Here is a 20,837-nt window from a genome sequence, read left to right as displayed (position 1 = left end):
TAATGAGTGGTAATCAGTCTTTTTTGACAACACAGGTGGGCTCATGGCCCCGTTCGACGAAGATGCTCAAAGCATTACGCGGCTTCCAGAAAGGTAAGGTCACAAAGAGTGACTACCTGGCTGTGGCGGAGGATGAAATACGCAGAACCGTTGAACTGCAGGAAAAAGCCGGGCTGGATATCCTGGTGGACGGCGAACATCGCAGGGAGAGCTTTTACGCTTTCATAACCGATAAAGTGGCCGGTACACGTCTCATGTCCCTTGCTGATATGCTCGATTTTGTCGAGGATAAGGCGGAGTTTGAAGAGATGCTGCGTACCATGGACATGCCGGCATCTGCTGTAAAAAATCCGACCTGTATCGGTAAATTATCCCGAAGAGAGCCACTGGCTCTTGATGACCTGAAATTTCTGAAACAGTTAACGGATAAACCTGTAAAGATCACCCTTCCTGGACCATACCTGCTTACCCGTTCCATGTGGGTTACGGCGCTTACCCGCAAAGCGTACTGGAATCATAAGAGGATGGCGAATGATATCGTCAAAATCCTCAGGGAGGAACTCATCGAACTACGCGACAATGGATGCGATTTCGTCCAGTTCGATGAACCCGTCCTTACAGAAATCATCATGTCAGAGGATTGCGAACGGCGAACGTTTATGTGAGCGACCCTTGCAACCCGCCGGGACGCGGGTAAAGAATTGAAGTTTGCAGCGGATCTGATCAATAGAGTCGTGAAAGGAATAGACGGGATACGGACCGGTGTCCACATCTGCCGAGGTAATTGGAGTAAGCAGGAAGAGGTCCTGTTAACTGGTGACTACGCAAGATTACTGCCTGCCCTTGAACGCATGAAAATTGACCAGTTTGTTCTTGAGTATGCAACACCAAGAGCAGGAGATATTGAAGTGGTTGGTGGTTCTCTCTCTGATCGAGAGTTGGGATTAGGAGTTGTCAATCCTCGTACAGATGATGTGGAATCTGTTGATTACATTATTGGGAAAACCGAGAAGGCATTGGAGTATTACAAACCAGAACAGTTGTTTCTAAATACCGATTGTGGTTTTGGCTGTTTTGCCAGTCGATCAGTAAATGTTGAAGAAATAGCGTATAAAAAATTATGCTCTATTGTAGAAGCTTCTAGAAATCTGAGGAAAAAACACTGTTAAAAACTGTGGCAGGTAATTTGTCCTGGATCTCTTTTGTGGCAAAAGCATTTCGAACATTTGGAGGTAATCTTTACGCGATATACTTTATTTCGTTTATGTTGCTGAAGCAGATCCATGAATCCTCTTGCCAATCGATTAGACGATTTTTAGACGTTCTAATCAAAATAGATGCTGCTTAGACGAAATAAGCTGGGGTAAAACGAAATCGGTGTGTTTGCGACCTCGTTCCCATTCTAAAACTGCCCTTTGGGTCAATATCTTCGTTATGCAGAAAATTTTATCCTTCGGTATGTGAGGAACGAGACTCCGAGATATCAATTATATGCCTGGGGTAAATTTTTCACATGCCTCGATCTAGACCAGAGAAGCGTAGGCCTCGAAACGCCTAGTTTCAGGATGGAAGCTAACTCGTTAATCTCCCTTAATAACGGGATGTTGGGGGCTAATCGCTGGAGTCAGACGCTTTGGGAGCAGGAGGTCGCAGGTTTGAATCCTGCCGAGACCCGATCACATAATCGACTAAAAGCCAATCACTTACCTGGTGATTGGCTTTTTGCGTTTCTTTCACCCCTTCCTTCCATTTGCCAATCCTTTGAAGTTTTGAAATTTTAATTGTCAATTAGTGGTCTTGGTAACAATGACTTGTTAAGTCAAAATGGGTTGTTATGGGTAGCTTCTCCATAATTAATCTATTTGATTCAGTACAACGTAGTTCGTTTGAAGAACTTGTGTGTCAACTGGCAAGAAGAGTGTGTTTCCCTTCGAGTCTGGAGTTTAGGCATGTAGAAGGGCGAAGTTACAGATGCCAGTGATCAGAGAGTTATCGATGTCAGGGCTTAACAAGCCAAAGCGGATACCAGAGCTTATGTGGCGTGAATGTCCCCCCCCAGGGCATATCAAGAAGGTCTGGGGAGGTCGATCCTCTTATTTGCCTCAGGTGCACTGGCAAAATGCGAATCATCAGTTACATATATAGAAAGAAGGTAATCAAAAAGATACTGGCACTTTTAAATTTGTACGATGAGAGAAAAAGCCGGCGGGCACCTCCTGTGGCTGCAGTAGAACATGCCGGATCAGTTGTGATAGTTCCTCTTGACGATGGCTGGCCGGAATACGAGGAGGCGGTTTTCGACTCTTATATAATCAAGGTGTTGCATGTGGATACGTTTGTTCAAAAACAGTAAAAAAACAGTGGGGTGGAAGCAGTATTTCCCCCTGAAAATATTGAGTGCCTCTTGAAATACTCAAATTGGTTGAATTGGCGGATGGAAAAAGATAGGGTAGTGAAAATTGATGGTTGTTTGGATTAGTTATACGGAAAAGGAAGGGTTGGCTTACAAAGCAACTTCTTATCACCTTAGCACCAACATACAAACTCGAATATACTGAGCCTGAGAGCGTGTAGGAGAAAACCATTTTGACCCATCTCTTCGTTATTTGCAGAAAATTTATGCTCGCAATACCAATTATACGGCTGTGCTAGATTTTCTACAATTGCCTCAGTCTGAGCCAGAATGGCAATTCTCCGACATGCTCCTAAAGTAAAAAAATATTTATGGAAGAGAAGAAAGACAAAAAAGTGTCGTTGTTTATTCAGTGCCTTGTGGATAGTCACTACCCAGATGTTGCAGAGGCAATGGTAAAGGTATTTGAAAAACTTGATAAAGAAATTGATTATCCAGAAGGTCAAACCTGCTGTGGTCAAGCTGCTTATAATAATGGCTATACCCAGGCTGCCAGAAAAGCAGCGCTTCATTTTTTTGATGTTTTTGATAGAGCAGAGATTATCGTTTGTCCATCCGGATCGTGTGTTCATACGGTACGTCACCATTATCCTGAATTATTCAAGACAGAACCCGAACAGTTTGCAAAGGCTAACGATATCGCCTCGAAAACCTTTGAGTTTTCAGAATACTTAAGAGATGTTGCCCAGGTAGAGACACTTGAGAGCCATTTTGAGGGCAAGGTAACTTGTCATGACTCCTGCCATTTAACCAGAGGATTGGGCGTAAAAACACAACCACGTGAACTGCTTGCCATGGTGAAAGGGGTTGAACTCATCGAGATGGGAGAGAGTGATGAGTGTTGCGGTTTTGGTGGTACTTTCAGTGTTAAGTATCCTGAAATCAGTGGGGCTATGGTTGATGATAAAGTAGACAATATTCTGGCCACAGGCGCTGATTATGTGGTTGGAACAGATATGAGTTGCCTCATGAATATAGAAGGGCGGCTACATCGAAGAGGTGAGAGAGTACAAGTGCTTCACCTGGCACAGGTCCTTGCTGCTGAGGGAGGGACGTTATGAGTACCTCCAGGAAGTCATATAGCGAATTGGCAGCAGAGGCCATTGAGGATAAACGGCTGAAAAGAAACCTCAACATGATCCAGGAGAAGATTGGCAAGAATGTCTTTGCCTTCTGGGAGAATGAGGAAAATAGGAAGTGGCGAGACCGGGTTAAGGAAAGGCGGCTCCGTACCCTTGATCATCTTGATATTCTTCTAGCCCAACTTGCCAGCAAGGTAGAAGACAATGGAGGAAAGGTTTACTTTGCTCAAACCGCCGAGGATGCAACATCCTATATCAGCGAATTGGCAAACAAACATGATGTGAAGCATGTGGTGAAGGGTAAATCCATGACCACCCACGAGATAGGACTTGACCAGGCCCTTGAGGGAATGGGCATTGAGGTGCTGGAGACAGATCTCGGCGAATATATCGTCCAGTTAGCTGGAGACACGCCGTCACATATCATTGCCCCCTGTATCCATATGAATAAGGAGCAGATAGCGGATCTTTTTCATGAAAAACTTGAAATGGAAAGATCTGATGACCCTGAAACACTAACCCTTGAAGCCAGAAATGTTCTCAGGAAGAAAATGCTGGCGGCTGACATGGGGATAACAGGATGCAACCTGGCCTGTGCCGAGACAGGGCAGATCAGCCTGGTGTCCAACGAGGGTAATATCCGTATGGCGACCACTGTCCCCAAGGTGCATGTAGCAGTAATGGGGATGGAGAGGTTAGTGCCTACCCTGAAAGATCATTGTGATACTGTTCAGCTCCTCACAAAGAGTGCAGCTGTTCAGGATATTTCGACATACCTTAGCTTTATAGGGGCACCAGAAACTCTTGATAATGGAGATGGTCCCCAGGAATTTCATCTGGTGATAGTTGATAATGGTCGCTCAAAAATCCTAGGTGATGAGGATTTTAAAGAAATCCTGTGCTGCATTCGTTGTGGTGCCTGTCTCAATGCTTGCCCTGTTTACGGCAGAATCGGCGGGCATTCCTACAATGCCAATTACCCAGGCCCAATAGGCGCGGTTATTTCACCACTTCTGGAAGGTGTAAATAAACATGCAGATTTGTGTAAAGGTGAAACCCTGTGTGGTGCATGTAAAGACATCTGCCCTGTGAATAATGATATCCCTCGTATGTTATTGGCTTTAAGAAAGAATCTGGCCAATGGCAGTGAGTATTGGAATGTGAAAAAGCAGAGCAGGGTGGAGGGGTACGGTTGGTCGATATTTGGCTATGTGACGACAAAACCTGGGGTGTATCGAACTCTTTTGAAAATCGGGAGGGTAGCACTGAAACCCTTTGGCAAGAAGGGCGGCTATATTGAAAGAATGTTTGGTCCTGCTGCAGGGTGGACCAAGAACAGGGATTTGCCGCCCATGGCTGAAAGAACTTTCAAAGAACGTTGGCAGAGCCGAACCCGTAAAAGCAATTAGAGAACAGAGACGATCATGAAAACACAGCAAGATTTTTTAGCCGTAGTAAGGCAAAGTTTACAATTGCCAACAACGAGTGAACGTGATCCCGGGGAATTCCCAGATCTGATGCTGTCAGCCTTTTCCGTTTCACCCGCAGCTGAATCAACAGATAATCTTCTTGATATTCTTCAAGAAAGCTGCAAAAGGCACAATTTAACCTTGCACTTGGTTGAGGATGAAGAGCAGGCGGCAAATCTGCTGGTAACTCTAATAAATGAAGCTGACCCTGAGTTTCACCCCTCCAAACATGTAATACTTCATAGACACCCACTTCTTACTGGCCTGAAGCTCTGGAAACGCCTTGAGGATGATCCGGTCTCCGTGCACATCTGTATGGAGGGTGATGACGACTGTCGGGAGAAACATGAAATCAGTAGTATAGGCATCACAGTGCCTGAATGTGTTGTTGCTTCCCACGGCACCATTATACAGCAGACAGGTATAGGGCAGCCCAGAAGCACATCCCTGCTACCTTCCCAACATATAGCCATCACAAGAGAAGAAAACATCGTCAGCACTCTAGAGTTGGGATATCAGAAAGTGAAAGAGATGGGATGGGATAATGTGGTTTTCATTTCAGGGCCATCAAAAACTGCAGATATAGAAGCACAGCTTGTCTTTGGTGCACATGGGCCAAGAAAGATGGATTTAATAATTATCAGGTGATTAGTGAGTTGCTAATGGTGAATGGAAGGTACCTCATTAACACCTATTCACCATTGATGATTTACGATTCACTACAGTTTAAGATCCATACACAAGTCTTGGCAACCATGTTACAAGCTGTGGCCAGGCGGCAATGATACAGAGCACTATGATCTGGATGACAACGAAGGGAATTATTCCCCTGTAAAGATCTGTGGTTTTCACTTCAGGTGGGCAGACCGATTTTAGATAAAATAATGAGGGACCAAATGGTGGTGTCATGAACGAGGTTTGGAGATTCATGGCAAACATGATGCCAAACCAGAGTGGGTCGTACCCGAAGTCAACCACAATTGGTGCAATGATTGGTATCTGGATGTAGGTAATCTCGATAAAATCGAGAAAAAAGCCTAGCAGGAAGATGAAAATCATGACAATGGCGATGAGCTGCCAACCTTGCAGGTCCATTGAATCGATAAATTCTCGTAAAAGATCATCTCCAGCAAGCCCTCTAAAAACCAGTGAGAAGCAGGTTGCTCCCATGATAATGATAAAGACCATGGAAGTCATCTTGATGGTTCCCTTGGCAACCTCATGCAGTAGTGGAAATGAGAGTCTTCTATTATAGGCGGTGAGAATAATTGCGCCTACTGCGCCCATGGCACCTGATTCTGTCGGAGTTGCTATCCCTGCAAAGATGGTTCCAAGCACAGTCACAATGAGGAACAGCGGTGGAATTAAGGCCTTGCAGAGACGGCCTATAAAGGCTTTGTCGAAGGTGGCTCGTTGGTTGGCTGCTGGTGGGATATGCGAAGACCCGAATAGAGCAGCACCGTAAATATAAATGCAGTAGAGAACAACCAGGATAAGCCCTGGAATGACTGCACCCATGAACATATCACCAATGGGAACCTCCATTACAGGACCGAGAAGGAGCAGGACAATCGAAGGTGGTATAATTTGACCAAGTGTTCCGGAGGCGGCCACCGTTCCCGCGGCAATCCTGCTTGAATAGTTATGTTTGAGCATTGTTGGTAGTGACATCAGGCCCATGGTCACTACAGTTGCCCCGACAATACCGGTTGAGGCACCTAATAAGGCTCCTACCGCTACTATAGAGATTGCCAGACCACCTCGTACATTACGAAAAAGCTCCTCCATGGTTTCCAGCAGATCCCTGGCTATACCCGACTTCTCCAGGACAAATCCCATAAATATAAATAAAGGAACTGCCATGAGCATGGTGTTGGTCATTACTCCCCACATCCGCAATGGCATTAATTCAAACAGAGTGGGGTCAAGGCCGATGAGACCAAAAAGAAATGATACTCCCATCATGGTCAAGGTGACCGGGAAGCCCAGCATTAAGGCAATGGTCATTACCAGAAAGAGCCAGGCTGCGAGGTAGTCTGCTATCCAGAGTGGGAGAAAATCAATCAGCATTTATTGAGTCTAAATATGGTGATGGCTTATTTACCTTGGTTCGTTGGCTGGCTTTTCAGTCAGGATGAGTATGTTTTTCAAGAGAAGCGAGATACCCTGAAGAAGAATCAGTCCGTAGCCGAGAGGTAACATTGCCTTAATGGCAAAGCGGGCAGGAATGCCTCCCGGATCTATGGAGACTTCTCCAATCTGATAAGCAGAGATAACCCACGGAACAGCTGTTGTCAGAACCAGGTAGCAAGAAGGAACAAGTAAAAAAAGAACACCGATACAGTTGACCAGTGCCTTCTTTTTCCTGTTCATGGTGGAGTAGAATATATCGACGCGTACGTGCCGGTCATGCAAGAGAGTATAGCCGGCACCAAGAAGGAAGATCATGGCAAACAGGTGCCACTCCAACTCCGCCATGAAGACGAAGCTGGTGTTAAAGACATATCTGAGTATTACATTGCTGAAAATGATAGCGACGAAAACAAATACGATGGCGCATACCAGGTAATTGCCGATCCACTCATTTACTGCATCGCAAATCTTTATGACCTTCTTTATTAATTGCATCCTAAGCCATGGTATTCCAGTAAACTTTTTCTGACATATTACCCCAGACACCAACCTGCTTTTGGAAGGCAATGTAGTCATCGTGAACTTTCTGGGCAAAAGGATCTTTCTTCGCTTCTTCGGCAACAACCTTCTTGGATACTTCTTTAAGTTTTACCATAATATCATCAGGATACACCTCAACTTTTACGTTGTGTTCCTTGATGAGTTTATCGAGTGCGATACTGCTTCTGGCATCAAATGCTGCAAGGGCGCGAATATTTGTGTCAGCAGCAGCGATATCTAAAATGCGCTGAAGGTGCTTCGGCAATGCGTTGTATGCCTCTTTGTTAAAGAATGCGTCAAGAACCGGACCTGGCTCATGCCAACCTGGGGTGTAATAATATGGAGCCACCTTGTATAAGCCAAGGAGGATGTCGTGTACCGGGCCAACAAATTCAGCTGCATCAACAACGCCACGTTCAAGCGATGGGAAGATCTCTGATGGAGGCAACATCACTGTTGTAACACCTACTTCAGAAAGTACTTTGCCTGCGATACTGCCAATTCGCATCTTGAGGCCTTTGAAATCCTCAAGGGAGTTGATCTTCTTGTTATACCAGCCACCCATTTGAACACCTGAATTACCTATCACACGTGGTACCAGGTTGAACTGATCATAAAGCTCGGTCATCAGGTTCATCCCGTTGCCTTCATAAAACCAGGCGTTGATGCTCTGGGCGTTCATGCCAAAAGGAATTGAGCCAAACCAGTTGAATGCCGGATTCTTGCCCGCCCAGAAATATGGAGAGCCGGTACCCATCTGCATGGTTCCTTGTGAGACTGCGTCAAAGGCACCAAACGGAGGTACGAGCTCACCACCACCATAAAGTTTTATATCCAGCTGTCCGTCAGACATCTCCTTAACGTTCTGGCAGAAATCCTTGACTGTATCAAACATGATTTTGATTTTTGGATTCCAGAAAGAGGTCGCTTTCCAGCGGATTTTCTTTGTTGAAGCAATTACTGCCGGAGCACCAATAGTAAGTGACGCTGCTGCTGCTATTGTTCCAGCACCTGCTGTTTTTAAGAATTCTCGTCTTTCCATATTCCCTCCAAAAATTAATTAAAAATATCCAGTGAAAATTCTGTATTCCAAACGTCGTATATTGAGATATAACTATTTTAGAATAGGCAAAATGTTTTCAGCATAGGGGATTATATACCCTTTGCCAGATAACCTCTTAACATAATCTGATACATCTTGAACATAAGAAAAACCGAGCTCTTCTGTTTCCTGCCTCTCAAATTGTGAGACCAGGCTAACCTTACAATTCTGTAGTAAATCAATGACCCTGAGAGCGATATAAGAGGGCATATCAAAATTGTTCAGCAGTTTTTCTCCCAGTTTGGCAGGATGAGAACGATACTGTTTGAGCATCTCTCCAAATTTAGGGTTTCCGTACCCTTCAGAACATTCAGCGAACAGGAGTATTTCTCCTCCTTTTTTAACGGCCTCAACCCCATTGAAAAGTGCCTTTACAGACTGGTAGAGCTGTCCGTCCGTACGATGACCACCTGCTGAGCAAATGACAAAATCACCTTTATTTATAATTTCTGCCGTGCAGACTTGGTTTAATTTTTGACAACTTTCAAGAAAGGTCTGTTTTAATGGTCCAACAGAGGTATGGAAGATATTGCCTTCACCGTTAACCGCAAGGCTGATATAGGTGCATCCTCTATTTTGCAGTACCAGTTCACAGGCTTCATCAATATCCTCATGAACAGGGTTCCCTTCAAGTTGTGCCTGGCGTACCTGAGGATGGGGTAAACCATTTTTATCCAGGGTCAGGCTGTGGTTCTGCTGGATTGAGTCATAACCGGCAGAACCTGGGAAGATGTATTTCCTGCCGCCTCCGTAGCCCGCTATCATATGGTGTAGAACACCACCAAAAATGATGATATGATCAGAATCCACCACCTCTTTGGTGATATCTATCTCAGTGCCCCTGCTCGTAGTCCCTAGCCGGATGAGTCTCTTGATATTTTTATTGGCGGAATTCAGTATTTTCACAGTCTTACATGAATATTCACCTGCAAGATCGGGAAACTTGTCTGCCTCTATATCGGCGTGGGTGCCCAGAGCAATGACAATGGTAATGTTTTCCGGGGCAACCCGTATTTTTTGCAGCGCTTGAACTATTACTGGTACATAAAGATCACCGCGAGCCCATAACCTTGTATTGTCAGGTATGATAATGGCAATTTTTTTTCTGCTGATATCTTCAGGGGAGTGATTGGCTATACCATCAGCAATGATGTCTTTCATCTGGTCGCTAGTGAGTGGATGAATTTCTCTTCCATGCAGGATATCTATGATTTTTTTTTGATCAAGTTCCAGCGTTACAGATTCTCTACCTTGCTTGAGACTGATTTTCATATATTTCTATATTACCTTTATGTGTTTTCATGCCAGCAAGCGTTAACCACACTCTGTGGTATTTACGTTCTGTTGGTTTTTACCCCAATTCAACTCATTTGGAATCAATTTTCAGGTTGCTGATACGTAATCGTCAGGTAAGCCAGTCCTGATTGTTTTTCTCAAGTGTCTCCCCCAAAGGAACAAATTCTCCACAAACTATCTGCCTTTTTTTGTCCTTTTAAGAAATTTATCACCTTCAGAGTGTTAAGAAACAGATTCATGGTAAATACTGACCACTCTCCCATTATTCCGCCAATTCATGACGAAATGTTGTGAGTGTGTGAATCTTGCTTTCGTGATTATATCTATCTGAGAAGCAAAAAATAACTGAGAGTTTCGAAGGTTTATGTACCTGACAATTCTGAAGTGATATAACTGAATAAGGGTGAGTAGACGGTTGTCAAATGATCAGTCGAGGCTGAATTAAGGTATAGAGTGAATGTGAGGCACGTGAGATGGGTATTAAGGGGTTAAAAATATTGGTCAAAATTGCTGTTCTTGTAGGTCTTGGCACATTTTTTGGTTCTAACGCATTTGCAGGGATCCAAGCAGAGAATGCGGTTATGGGGGTAAAAGAACTAATCCGAAGTGGAAAGATCTCAAGAGGGAGTGTTCTCAAGATAGTCGTTAAGCAGGGCAACATTAATAATTACTGGGGGCGGAATTTTGAGCTTAAAAAAGAGTGGGAAGAAAGGACGGGAACTTTCCTGGATGCGCAGGTACGACCTCAACTGCCTGTTCTGGACTTCATGAAATCACATGACGATTTTGATGTAACAGTTGCGAGAAATCGGGAGTACCCGGACTTATGGCTTCAAGGACTAATTGAAAATCTATCACCTTATTTTCGGAAATTTGATTTCAAATTGAGTTCAAATAAGAAAGATGGATTTATTCTCCCAGAGCTGCAGGCTTTTTTTGATAATAAAATTGTAGCTGTACCTGCTGATAATGACATAGCACTTATGTACTTGAGGAAGGATCTTCTTGAAGATCCTGAAATGAAGAAGAAGTATCAGGATATGCATAACCGTACATTAGGAATACCAGGTACCTGGGATGAGTACCTCGCCCAGGTAGCCTTCTTTCATAACTATAAGGATGGGTTTTATGGTTCTTGTGAGCAGCGTAATCCATTAACGGGTTGGATGTTCTGGATGCCCAGATATGCATCGCAGAATGTAAATTCTCAAAAACTATTCGATTCCAACATGGATCCACTTATTAATTCTCCAGCTGGAGTCGAGGCTACAAAGAATTATTTGGCGACAATCCAATATTCTCCAGCTGAAATATTAAAAGAGGGCAACGACTATAGCTACACTCTTCCATTTTTTAAACGGGGTGATTGCTATTCATTCATTTTGACGCCAGCAGGGGCAAAGGTTTTCAACAGTAAATCCTCTAAAGTTAAGTCAAAATTTGTCACCGTACCTTTACCTGGAACATTGAACGGTAACCAACTCACCAAAAGAACAATGTATATTTATGGCAACAACCTGGTGATCTCCTCAAAAAGTAAGAACAAAGAATTGGCTTTTCTCTATTTAATGTGGCTTACCGACCCCGAGGTATCCGCAAAAAGCGTAGGGGTAGAAAAAGGGTTTGCTGATCCATTCAGACATAACCACTTAAACATAAGTTCGATTCAAAAGATTTATGGCAAGGAGACAATGGATGCTTTAGCTGTCTCCATAGATCAGACAATATTTGCAGGAACAGGGCTGCCAGGAGATGCTGAATACATGAATTCGCTCAATCATAACCTGATACTGGCAGCAGAAGGGAAAATCTCTCCCGAGATTGCAATGCAAAAAATAAGCGAGGAATGGGATGAAATAACTGATCGTTATGGTCGTAATAAACAGATTGAACTCTGGAGAAATCAACAGAAGTTTTATCCCTCAAACTGATGATAAAATTAAACTGATAAGGTTGGAAAGTAGAGTAAATGAAATTTCGTTTCTTTCATAAATTGTTTCTCGGTTTTGCAATTATTGGATGCTTTGTTTTGATAGTAGCAATTATTGGTCTGTCAATAATCAGGGGTAATAGCAAGGAGATGAAAACTCTGATTGATCAACAGATTAAGCCTCTTGCAGAAGTTGCCATACTACAAGGGCATGCGAACAATATTCGTAAGCAAGAAGCAGAGTTGGTTAGAGTGACAGATTACTTTGCTATTACTGCTAATATAGATATCCTCTCAGAGAATAAAGATAAATTTGAACAAAAGTTGTTTGAGCAATTCAAATTAAAGAACTCCAATGATGATTCTGTTAAAAAATTGTTGTTAGCCTGGGAATTATATAGGGCTGATCTGGATCAAACCATAGTTTTAATGAACAATGGTGACACCGCCGAGGCCCGCAATCACACTATTTACTCCTCAACTCCACGATTTACTGTATTTGAAGAAAGCCTTCAGGGAATGGCAACTTCAATACAGAGGCAGGCGACAAATATATATGCGGAATCCGTGGAAGCGCAGACTTATAGACAGAAACTTTTTCTTGTTTTTTCGGGTGTCGCAATTGCTTTAGGGATTCTGCTCGCGTACCTGTATACAAGGTCATTGACCTTGAGGGTAAAACTCTTAAATGAAGAGGCCAGGCGACTTTCGACAGGTGCTTTGCATGTACCAATCACTCAGCAGGGAAGTGATGAACTCAGCGAGCTGGCGGGCAGTTTAGAACTAATGAGGGGAAATTTAGAAAAACGTGAACTGGAGCTCCAAAACGCGAAATTATCATTGGAAGAAAAGGTGGCTGAGAGAACACAAAGCCTAAAACGAAGTAATGAATTTTTAAAGAAAGAAATAAACGAACGTAAACAGATTGAACGTGAGTTGCGTGAAAGCGATGAGAGACTAAGAAAAACCCAACGTATTGCGGGCCTGGGTAGCTGGATATATGATGCGGAAAATGTACAAGTTCAATTTCCTGATAACCTAAGAGAAATATTTGGTATTAGTGAGTCATATGTTTCAGCAGATCTTGATAAAATATTGGAGCGATTTGTTCCATTGGAGGAACAGGAAAAAATCCGTCAAATAATTAAAACGGAACCGCCTGAAGGACAGATCACGCCATTTGAGTCAACAATCATATTGCCTTCTGGCGATAAAAGAACAATCTGGATAGAAGGTGAATGCATATATAATGGCAATGGCAAGCTTTTAAAGGTCATAGGTACTGTACTCGATATTACAGAAAGAAAAGCATTTGAGGAACAGTTGTTAAGGTCAAAGCGTGTTGACTCAATAGGTCATCTTGCAAGTGGTATCGCTCATGATTTCAACAATTTGTTGACTGCTATTTCAGGGAATGCCCATCTGGCCGAAACTTCTAAAGACCCCGTTGATCAAAAAAAATACCTGCATGAACTTGTACAAGTTACCGATAGGGCAAAAGATCTCGCGGGAAAATTGCTGACCTTTGCAAAAGGTGGAGTACCGAAAAATGAAACGGTTTCTATCAAATCTTTGATCGATGAAACCACCAAGATTGCTTTTGCTGGCTCATCTATTTTTCCCGAGATTATTCTGGATAATGACCATATGGCTGTTGATATTGATCGAAGTCAGATTGGGCAGGTTCTGCAAAATCTTTTCATCAATGCAAGAGATGCTATGCCTGAAGGAGGTGACCTTCTGGTAACTGCCAAGAAGACTGTGGTTGATAATGACAACTTAATGTCTCTAAACCCTGGTGAATACGTTGAGGTTACTGTCAAAGATAGTGGTGTTGGTATTCAGGAGAAAGACTTAACGCACATTTTTGATTTGTATTTTTCGAATAAAAGTCGTGGCCCAGATAGGGGTACAGGTCTGGGATTAGCGATTTGTCATTCAATTATTAAAAAACACCATGGTGATATAAGAGTAGAAAGTAAGTATGGTCAAGGAACGACATTTACTTTCTATCTTCCTGCATCTAAAAATAGATTTGAGAAGATAAGAAAGCAGGATGTCGAATTAATTGCAGGGAAAGGAAAAGTCCTTTTGATGGACGACGAGAAAATTGTGAGGGATGTCGGAATTAATCTTCTTGAAACTCTCGGTTATCAAGTAGAGCTTGCTGTTAATGGTGAAGAAACTATAACTTTGTACTCGGAAGCGATTAAAGATGAATCAAAATTTGATGCTGTTATTCTCGACTTAACAATAAGAGGTGGAATGGGAGGCTTTGAAACTTTAAAAAAATTGAAGGAGATTGATCCTGGTGTAAAAGCCATTGTCTCAAGTGGTTATTCCGATAGTAATCAAAACAAAGATTACTTAGAACATGGGTTTTCTGCTGCAGTGCCTAAACCATATAACCTTTCTGAGCTGAGTAGTACACTTCATGAAGTCATAACCTCATGATGGAGAGGGCCCTTTGGTAATAGTTCGGAGGCCTTTGTAGCGTTCTACTCGAAGTAGATCTACCTTAACCTCGATTCAATACAGCTTTTTGAGCGTTATACTCTTTTTCATTGATCTCACCAGCAGCAAAACGATTTCTCAATATTTCAAGTGAGCTATCATTCAGCTTGGAACTGGTGTTGGAAAATAAACCTTTGATAATGCTGAATACCAGGTAGGCAATCAGACCCCAAAAGATGAGAGGGAAGAGCCAGCCCATAAACCAGGGGCCATGGCCAAAAGATGGTCCCCAACCGCAAAAAGAGTTACTCCATTCAGATAAGTTAGCTCCCCACATGATTGCTCCTTGTTCGATAGAAAGAAAATGCTGTCTAGGTATATAAGTATTTAATTGATCACTGTATTGACTATACCACGATGTGCTGTATTTGCACCTGATTTATAAGGAGTACGAATAGACGATTTTTAAACGCTCCCGGAGTCTGCGCTTACCTCTCGAAATTGATGCATATTAAAAGAAAGAAGTGGGAGTAGAACGAAATTTATCATTTTGCGAAATGGTACGCCACCCAGTCGCGAGACTTGATCTGGTTCTCTACGTTTTTCGGGAGCGTGATGAGAGGTGGTGAATACAGAAAAATAATATTTTATAGATCTGCCTTGAATCCTTGCAGAAGTAATCTGATCATAGCGACACCCCGCTCAAGCCCCTGTTCAAAGTTATATTCTCCGGAGATCTCAAGGTAATTTGGCCAGAAAAGTGTCAACATCCAACTCATCTCTGCAAGCAATTGCCTCTCCTCGGCATTTAAATGGCGTAACGCACCCCCAGTGACAGTACCGTCGATTAGGGTACGAATTAGACCTAAGGTCTCTACATGAACTGCATTGAAACGCACTTTCAACTCAGGGTCACGCCTCAATAAGATTGGTAGTTCTCGTTTAAAGAAAATATAGCGTTGATTAAACTGCTGGATAAAACGAAAGGTTTCCTCGAAAGCCTGTATTCCAAGATCATGTGCACCTGTTGCAATAGGCTCGAATCCTTCTCTGCTTTCAGCCTCCATTCGCTTGAAAATATGTAGTATGATCTCCTCTCTGTTACGGAAGTGGTAATAGAGGTTTCCTGGACTTATACCCAGTGCTACGGCAATATGGTTGGTAGTAACTGCTGATGTTCCCTTTTCATTATAGAGAGCCAGAGCTTTTTCCAGAATTTTATCTCGTGTTTTTAACTTTACTTGTTTTGTCATGGACTACATCATAGCTCATTTTCTAAACGTGATCCAGATGGGCCGAACGCATTGTCTTCATGGCTTTTCTAAGAAGTCGAAAAGTTCCTGGGAGTCGTCTAAAGCCGTATCGAGAGAAGGTTTTCATTGCTCGATGCGGAGGGATAGCGCTTTGCCAGAGACGCGCGAATTCGGTATAGAATTCTTTCAAAGGCAGATTGGTTGGTAGTACAGTGTGCAGAAAGTCGAACATCTCTGGGCGATAAGGCAGTAACTTTTCATGATACTCTTGGTACATTTGGGTGCCTGGTAATGGTGTGAGGATCGAAAAGGAGGCGTATTGCAGCTTGAGACGGCGCACATAACTGGTCAATGAACGAAAATCTTCCCGAGAAAAGTTCGAATCTACAACAAAGGATGCATAGAGCAGAATCCCCAGTTCTTTCAGGATGCGTACTGCCTGTTCCTGTTGTGTTGTAGTAACGCCTTTATTCATTGAGCGTAAACTGGCATCTGAAAAACTTTCCATACCAACGAATACCTGTTGCAGGCCAATATCCCGCCATTTTTCAAAAAGTTCAGGGTGTCGGACGATGGTGTCAACCCGTGCATAAAGAAAATATTTTTTGTGGATTTTATTTTCAGCAATAAGGTCAGCCAATAGATCCATCCTTTTAACATCACACATTGATTCATCGTCACAGAAGAATACATTTTCCTCTCGAATAGTTTTAAGCTCCTCAACCACTTTCTCATTGTTCCGTTTTAAGTACTTGCCTCCAGTGAGGGACCATAAGGCACAGAAGTTACAACGACCTACACAGCCTAAAGACGTTCGGATAGAAGCAAGAGGACGCAACCACTCACTAAAATAGTGGTTACGATAGCGAGCCGATAGACTACGATCAGGTGTGGGCAAGTCATCGAGATCGCAGTGAGGACGAACAGTGGTATGTCTTAATTTTTCACCAGGGATAGCCAATCCGTCAATGGATACGAAATTCTGCTCTGTCTCCACTTCACGAACAATTTCTCTCAATGCTGTAACTCCCTCGCCGATAACTATCAGGTCAATATCTGGAACGTTGAAGTCGGCAGGATGTACGGTTGCATGATGACCTCCCACGACAACAAATGGGATCGGATCAAGAGCCTTTAGTTTTCCTGCTAGTGTTCTAATGATATTAACCTGGCTCGTATACGCGGTAAGAGCGACGATGTCAGGGAGGAAATCGTTTGCCGCCGTAATTATATCACTGTCAATACGGGCGTCGAACAGCATTACTTCATGATCGTCTAATTTCAATCCAGCCCCAAGGTATTCTAAAGCCAAAGGTTCATGCATAAAGACGCCATCTATGAAATCGATACTGCTCGGTGGCTGAATGAGCATAATCCGCATGATATTCTCCGTTTGTTTTGATTTTGTGTCTGTTAGCTGTTTTAACAATTAGAGTAATTACTCTAAAATGTCAAGGACACAAAATATGAGAGAGTTTTTAGGTTTGAATAAAAAACGTGGATTGATGTGGTGCGGTCTTTGGGGGTTATCTGGGAGTGTGTCGGAGAAAACTTTTTTGAAAATGTCTCGATTTTGACCAAAACCCTTATTCTCGGACAGCCTCCTGATATGGCTGTTACCTTTCGGTTAGCGCTGGCAACATCAAATTACAGGTGCTACAGGTAATTTGATGTTGCTGTCTGAGCACCCACCAAATCCCGTGGAAAATAGTTGAGATGATTTGTAGACGGTCATGGAGCCTGTGCTTACCGCTCGAAATAGATCCATATTAGAGGAAATAGGCAGGGATAAAACGAAATTGCTGATTTTGCTAACCCCTTCATATCATATAGTAACGGTATGTTGGTGATACCCCTGTTTTGAGGGTTAGACCATTTTCTACTGCACTTCTTTTTCTGTGTTGCATTCATCCACTGCCATACTTGATCGCTGCCATTATTGGATTTTTATGTACACGGCTCATTTCCGTAGCTCTAAATTGACCAACCTGAGCAAGGTATGAGTCGTATTCTGTCAATGCTGACGGGTGCATCATAACCTTACCATCGAGTGTTGCGGACAAGATTCCCTTATCAATCAGACTTTCAATCGCGGGATCTTCTAGATCAACTTTTATTCCAGCTATGGCATAGTCGATAATTACTTCAGCAATGGCATCTTTTTCAATGATTGATAGCTGTTTGAATGCCTTATGGAGATCAACCGTCCCATTTGGTATCCGTTCAGTAAGAGACATTGCTAAAAAGACTTCTTGTGGTGTTCCGTCATTAATTAGCTGGGGATAACTCCAGAAGCCAAACCTGCTGAAATATGCAGGTAAACCAATAAGTACAATGCCTTCGCTACTCATAGATTTCAATAACGTTAACCCGCTATTGACCAGTATTGTACCTATTCGGCGTCCTTGAAATTCCGGCACAATAGCTACAGGGCCAAGGTTATACCAATTTTTTGTTCCATCGGAAATTGTAACGGGTGAAAAGGCAATATACCCAACAATACGTCCATCAACTTCAGCTACAAGTGATACGGTTAGTGCACCATCGGCACGTAGGTCTTGAATGGTGAAATGCTCAGTGTTGAGACTGAAAGAGCGATCTTCAAAAGCGGCCTTCGTGATATCGGTGATCACCTCTATGTCTGAAGTATTTTCGCTCCTGATAATCAATTTGTCTTTCCTTTGTCTCCAGTAACTATCTGTATTGTTATCACTTGTTAAAAAGTTGGAGTTGTATCTATGTTGAAAATAACAAGGAATATCTATTTGTCCTTAAAGCAATTAAGAATAATAATTGTTATCGATCTTGCAACGTGGAACTGTTGAAGCAGAAAAGAAAGCTGATGTATGTGAATATGTAATTAGGAATCAAGTCTCATCCGATTACTCCACTGATGTGAGATCAAATAGGAGCTTTTTTTTTAGGTTGCCCACTGTTCGTAAAAATCGTTCCGATGATGAATGGGCACCGTCATCGTCCTGTAGCTTCAGCAAGCTGCTTTGACCACACTCTACCCAATAATTCATTCTGGGCTTTAGTGCCGTTGTCGATGTGCCCTGCGTTGTTAATCAGCGTGCAAATTAGTGTAAAGCCCATTACATGGTCCGTCCCATAGCGAGTTTGAGGGTGCGATTGCTCACAGGGAGTCCGCCTTAACCAGGGGAGCCATTTAAGCCTTTTATGTTTTGTCCGGGAAAATAGGATCGGGAACCGGCGAAAGGGTTACACACAACGGTGAGGTGATTGGTCTTCAGGATAGTATATTGCTCTTTACGTCATGATCCTAACGATATCGTTATCATTTAAAGACGCTAACTCCAGATGAAAGCTACTTGGTTACAACTGTGTATATTTTGCAAATAGCATTCTCAAGAGCATCTCCCAAGGGCGTCATATACCGTGAGGGGTCAATGGTAATAATCCGATCGAGGAGTGAACGTATCTCCAGAAGGGCATTCTCATGGGCCTCTATGTCGGATGTTCTAGTTGCCATCACCTGTTTTGTAATCGTCTCCAGATTCATATACAACGTCTGAATCTGTTGCTGTTGTTCTTCTGTTAATGCCTTGGCGGCCAGCGAGGATTTGGGTATCGGCCGTCGCACATAACCATTTTTTTTCGGAATAATCTCCGCAGCCACCTTTCTGACACCTGTATCGCCGTCCAGTAAATCTCCTTTTGATGGGACTCCCTGCTGTTCAGAATCAGCTTCTTTCCTTTTTCTTTTAACTGTAGTCCATTTCATATCCGTCATAAGCTATCTCCAAACTCATCCCCTCTTTTTTAAGGGGAAAGTATTTCTTTCTAAAATGCGACTCTTCATCCACTCCGGTGAATGAAGAGTCGCGGGAACTAAAGGAAGTAATCTCTTACAGCATTGTATCGAAGCAGGCAATGAATTTGAACGATTAATCGCAATGTTCAACGCTTCTCAGATGCTATTTTGATTACTTGCCGGGCAATTGTGATACCAATGTGAAATACTCGTCATACAGGTTCTTGTAGATAGGTTCCTGTTTCAGTTTTTTGAGTTCGGCAGAAAATTTATCAACAAATGATCCATCAATATTGTTTTTATTGAATATAATATACAAACCGTCTCTTTTAAGTGGGTTTCTCATTAGTGGTTCAACTGTGTTAAGACCCAGCTTATTAACAAGGTAAAGACCGTTACCTAATTCTGCAGGAATAACATCGATACGTCCAAAATTCAATTTGAGGAAGTTTTGTTTATCATTACTAGCTTCCTCATATATCTCATGTTTTTTTACAAAATCCCAGAGTTCGGGGGTGTAGCTATACCCACGCACCATGCCAACAATTTTTCCAATTAGATCATTCAATGAGTCAAACTTGAGTCTATCCTCTTCGCGTGACCACATGACCCAGGGAGATAAAATAATAGTTTCTTTGGGATATAAGGCGAACTGGGATCTACTCTTTTCAAAGTTTACAGAAAATAGTGCGTCCGCTGTTCCATTTTCAAGCATTGTTATTGCCCGCTTCCAAGGATATACCCTTATGGTTCCGATATCGACTCCCATCCTCGAAAAAACCGTTTTGACAACGTTGGTACTGAAACCGTCAACCTTATTATCATCTATTATCTGATATGGAGGCCACTCATCACATATAACATTAAGAGTTTGAGAGACAGAATCTGTCGGTGATGTCAAAGCGACGAAAAAGGCAAACATTGCAACTGTATAGGTTTCAAATATCTTCACTTTTATACTCCAGGGGCGACAATCAATAGCCCATATTCCTGTTGAACCTTTTGGTCAGTCCTAATAATTTCCTCTGCTTGAGCTTTCATTATACATAAATCTCATAAATACCCGAACTCTACCAGTGTTTTCAGGCCCGGGTGGGGTAACATCCAGATATCGTGAAAAAATTTGTCTGGGATACAGGGTAATCAAGACGTGTGGCAAGACATTGGGGTTCTATCTGTCGCATACTCGTAAGGCTACAGGTGCCAAAAGATTCTTAGGTAAATTGCTTGGCCTTTTCAGGATGGGAACTTGGTAGAATGAAGGAGCACGAGAAACCTGTCACCATCAATACTGGCCATGTCCCGAGCTGTGAGCAAACAATACGTGAACTGAAAATGGAGAGCCTCGTTCATAAACAGGTACACCATCGGAAAGCGACATATCTCTAGT

17 protein-coding genes are annotated in these 20,837 nt (G+C 42.7%); 7 read left to right on the top strand and 10 right to left on the bottom strand.

Annotated features, from left to right (window positions below):
* The first annotated feature begins 2 nt into the window (after positions 1-2).
* From GA520_RS27265 to GA520_RS19585, 5 genes are all read left to right on the top strand, one after another.
* Positions 3-1,169 carry a vitamin-B12 independent methionine synthase gene (locus GA520_RS27265; RefSeq protein ID WP_370362728.1) on the top strand — a complete coding sequence of 389 codons (1,167 nt, stop codon included), beginning with the start codon at positions 3-5 and terminating at the stop codon, positions 1,167-1,169.
* A 950-nt stretch (positions 1,170-2,119) separates the two neighbouring features.
* Entirely contained in the window at positions 2,120-2,353 is a 234-nt protein-coding gene (locus tag GA520_RS19600) for a hypothetical protein (protein ID WP_163338930.1), read from the top strand.
* A gap of 371 nt (positions 2,354-2,724) precedes the next feature.
* Entirely contained in the window at positions 2,725-3,474 is a 750-nt protein-coding gene (locus tag GA520_RS19595) for a (Fe-S)-binding protein (protein WP_163338929.1), read from the top strand.
* Positions 3,471-4,904, top strand: a complete 1,434-nt coding sequence (locus GA520_RS19590) for a LutB/LldF family L-lactate oxidation iron-sulfur protein (RefSeq protein ID WP_163338928.1) — start codon at positions 3,471-3,473, stop codon at positions 4,902-4,904. Before GA520_RS19595 ends, GA520_RS19590 begins: the two co-directional genes overlap by 4 nt.
* 15 nt (positions 4,905-4,919) lie before the next feature.
* Complete coding sequence (locus GA520_RS19585; protein ID WP_163338927.1) at positions 4,920-5,612, top strand: lactate utilization protein C; 693 nt, start codon at positions 4,920-4,922, stop codon at positions 5,610-5,612.
* A 78-nt stretch (positions 5,613-5,690) separates the two neighbouring features.
* Here the strand turns inward: GA520_RS19585 and GA520_RS19580 are convergent, their stop codons facing one another.
* From GA520_RS19580 to larA, 4 genes are all read right to left on the bottom strand, one after another.
* A complete protein-coding gene (locus GA520_RS19580) occupies positions 5,691-7,034 on the bottom strand; it encodes a TRAP transporter large permease subunit (protein ID WP_163338926.1) in 1,344 nt (447 codons plus the stop codon).
* 30 nt (positions 7,035-7,064) lie between these two features.
* Positions 7,065-7,592 carry a TRAP transporter small permease subunit gene (locus tag GA520_RS19575; protein WP_163338925.1) on the bottom strand — a complete coding sequence of 176 codons (528 nt, stop codon included), beginning with the start codon at positions 7,590-7,592 and terminating at the stop codon, positions 7,065-7,067.
* 1 nt (position 7,593) lies between these two features.
* Complete coding sequence (locus GA520_RS19570) at positions 7,594-8,679, bottom strand: TRAP transporter substrate-binding protein (RefSeq protein WP_163338924.1); 1,086 nt, start codon at positions 8,677-8,679, stop codon at positions 7,594-7,596.
* 72 nt (positions 8,680-8,751) lie between these two features.
* Positions 8,752-10,011, bottom strand: coding sequence for a nickel-dependent lactate racemase (gene larA, locus GA520_RS19565; protein WP_163338923.1), 1,260 nt, complete (start codon positions 10,009-10,011; stop codon positions 8,752-8,754).
* Positions 10,012-10,508: 497 nt separating this feature from the next.
* On the opposite strand from larA, the gene GA520_RS19560 reads away from it, so the two are divergent.
* Together GA520_RS19560 and GA520_RS19555 are read left to right on the top strand one after the other, a co-directional pair.
* On the top strand, positions 10,509-11,966 hold the full coding sequence (locus tag GA520_RS19560; RefSeq protein ID WP_163338922.1) for an ABC transporter substrate-binding protein: 1,458 nt from the start codon (positions 10,509-10,511) through the stop codon (positions 11,964-11,966).
* 38 nt (positions 11,967-12,004) lie between these two features.
* A complete protein-coding gene (locus GA520_RS19555) occupies positions 12,005-14,419 on the top strand; it encodes an ATP-binding protein (RefSeq protein WP_163338921.1) in 2,415 nt (804 codons plus the stop codon).
* 64 nt (positions 14,420-14,483) lie between these two features.
* On the opposite strand, the gene GA520_RS19550 is transcribed toward GA520_RS19555, so the two are convergent.
* The 6 genes from GA520_RS19550 to GA520_RS19525 form a co-directional block, all read right to left on the bottom strand.
* Positions 14,484-14,756 (bottom strand): SHOCT domain-containing protein, encoded by a 273-nt coding sequence (locus tag GA520_RS19550; RefSeq protein ID WP_163338920.1) that lies wholly within the window; start codon positions 14,754-14,756, stop codon positions 14,484-14,486.
* Positions 14,757-15,066: 310 nt separating this feature from the next.
* Positions 15,067-15,672: a TetR/AcrR family transcriptional regulator gene (locus GA520_RS19545; protein WP_163338919.1), complete on the bottom strand. Its 606-nt coding sequence runs from the start codon at positions 15,670-15,672 to the stop codon at positions 15,067-15,069.
* A 22-nt stretch (positions 15,673-15,694) separates the two neighbouring features.
* The gene (locus GA520_RS19540; RefSeq protein WP_163338918.1) at positions 15,695-17,053 is read right to left on the bottom strand and encodes a B12-binding domain-containing radical SAM protein; all 1,359 of its coding nucleotides are present in this window, start codon (positions 17,051-17,053) and stop codon (positions 15,695-15,697) included.
* Between the two features lie 526 nt (positions 17,054-17,579).
* Positions 17,580-18,341, bottom strand: a complete 762-nt coding sequence (locus GA520_RS19535; protein ID WP_163338917.1) for a GNAT family N-acetyltransferase — start codon at positions 18,339-18,341, stop codon at positions 17,580-17,582.
* Positions 18,342-19,000: 659 nt separating this feature from the next.
* Positions 19,001-19,426 (bottom strand): hypothetical protein, encoded by a 426-nt coding sequence (locus tag GA520_RS19530; RefSeq protein WP_163338916.1) that lies wholly within the window; start codon positions 19,424-19,426, stop codon positions 19,001-19,003.
* A gap of 193 nt (positions 19,427-19,619) precedes the next feature.
* Positions 19,620-20,399 (bottom strand): ABC transporter substrate-binding protein, encoded by a 780-nt coding sequence (locus GA520_RS19525; protein WP_163338915.1) that lies wholly within the window; start codon positions 20,397-20,399, stop codon positions 19,620-19,622.
* Positions 20,400-20,837: the final 438 nt, after the last annotated feature.

The organism is Desulfopila sp. IMCC35008, assembly GCF_010646885.2.
GTDB lineage: Bacteria > Desulfobacterota > Desulfobulbia > Desulfobulbales > Desulfocapsaceae > Desulfopila.
The sequence above is the reverse complement of the archived record's forward strand: the minus strand, read 5'-3'. Positions and strand labels throughout refer to the sequence as shown.

Bases quoted from the DNA above. Each gene is read 5' to 3' on its own strand.
- GA520_RS19575 (WP_163338925.1), bottom strand. From the start codon at position 7,592: ATGCAATTAATAAAGAAGGTCATAAAGATTTGCGATGCAGTAAATGAG.
- GA520_RS19600 (WP_163338930.1), top strand. From the start codon at position 2,120: ATGCGAATCATCAGTTACATATATAGAAAGAAGGTAATCAAAAAGATA.
- GA520_RS19530 (WP_163338916.1), bottom strand. From the start codon at position 19,426: ATGACGGATATGAAATGGACTACAGTTAAAAGAAAAAGGAAAGAAGCT.
- GA520_RS19555 (WP_163338921.1), top strand. From the start codon at position 12,005: ATGAAATTTCGTTTCTTTCATAAATTGTTTCTCGGTTTTGCAATTATT.
- GA520_RS19560 (WP_163338922.1), top strand. From the start codon at position 10,509: ATGGGTATTAAGGGGTTAAAAATATTGGTCAAAATTGCTGTTCTTGTA.
- larA (WP_163338923.1), bottom strand. From the start codon at position 10,011: ATGAAAATCAGTCTCAAGCAAGGTAGAGAATCTGTAACGCTGGAACTT.
- GA520_RS19540 (WP_163338918.1), bottom strand. From the start codon at position 17,053: ATGCGGATTATGCTCATTCAGCCACCGAGCAGTATCGATTTCATAGAT.
- GA520_RS19590 (WP_163338928.1), top strand. From the start codon at position 3,471: ATGAGTACCTCCAGGAAGTCATATAGCGAATTGGCAGCAGAGGCCATT.
- GA520_RS19595 (WP_163338929.1), top strand. From the start codon at position 2,725: ATGGAAGAGAAGAAAGACAAAAAAGTGTCGTTGTTTATTCAGTGCCTT.
- GA520_RS19545 (WP_163338919.1), bottom strand. From the start codon at position 15,672: ATGACAAAACAAGTAAAGTTAAAAACACGAGATAAAATTCTGGAAAAA.
- GA520_RS19550 (WP_163338920.1), bottom strand. From the start codon at position 14,756: ATGTGGGGAGCTAACTTATCTGAATGGAGTAACTCTTTTTGCGGTTGG.
- GA520_RS19570 (WP_163338924.1), bottom strand. From the start codon at position 8,679: ATGGAAAGACGAGAATTCTTAAAAACAGCAGGTGCTGGAACAATAGCA.
- GA520_RS19585 (WP_163338927.1), top strand. From the start codon at position 4,920: ATGAAAACACAGCAAGATTTTTTAGCCGTAGTAAGGCAAAGTTTACAA.
- GA520_RS19580 (WP_163338926.1), bottom strand. From the start codon at position 7,034: ATGCTGATTGATTTTCTCCCACTCTGGATAGCAGACTACCTCGCAGCC.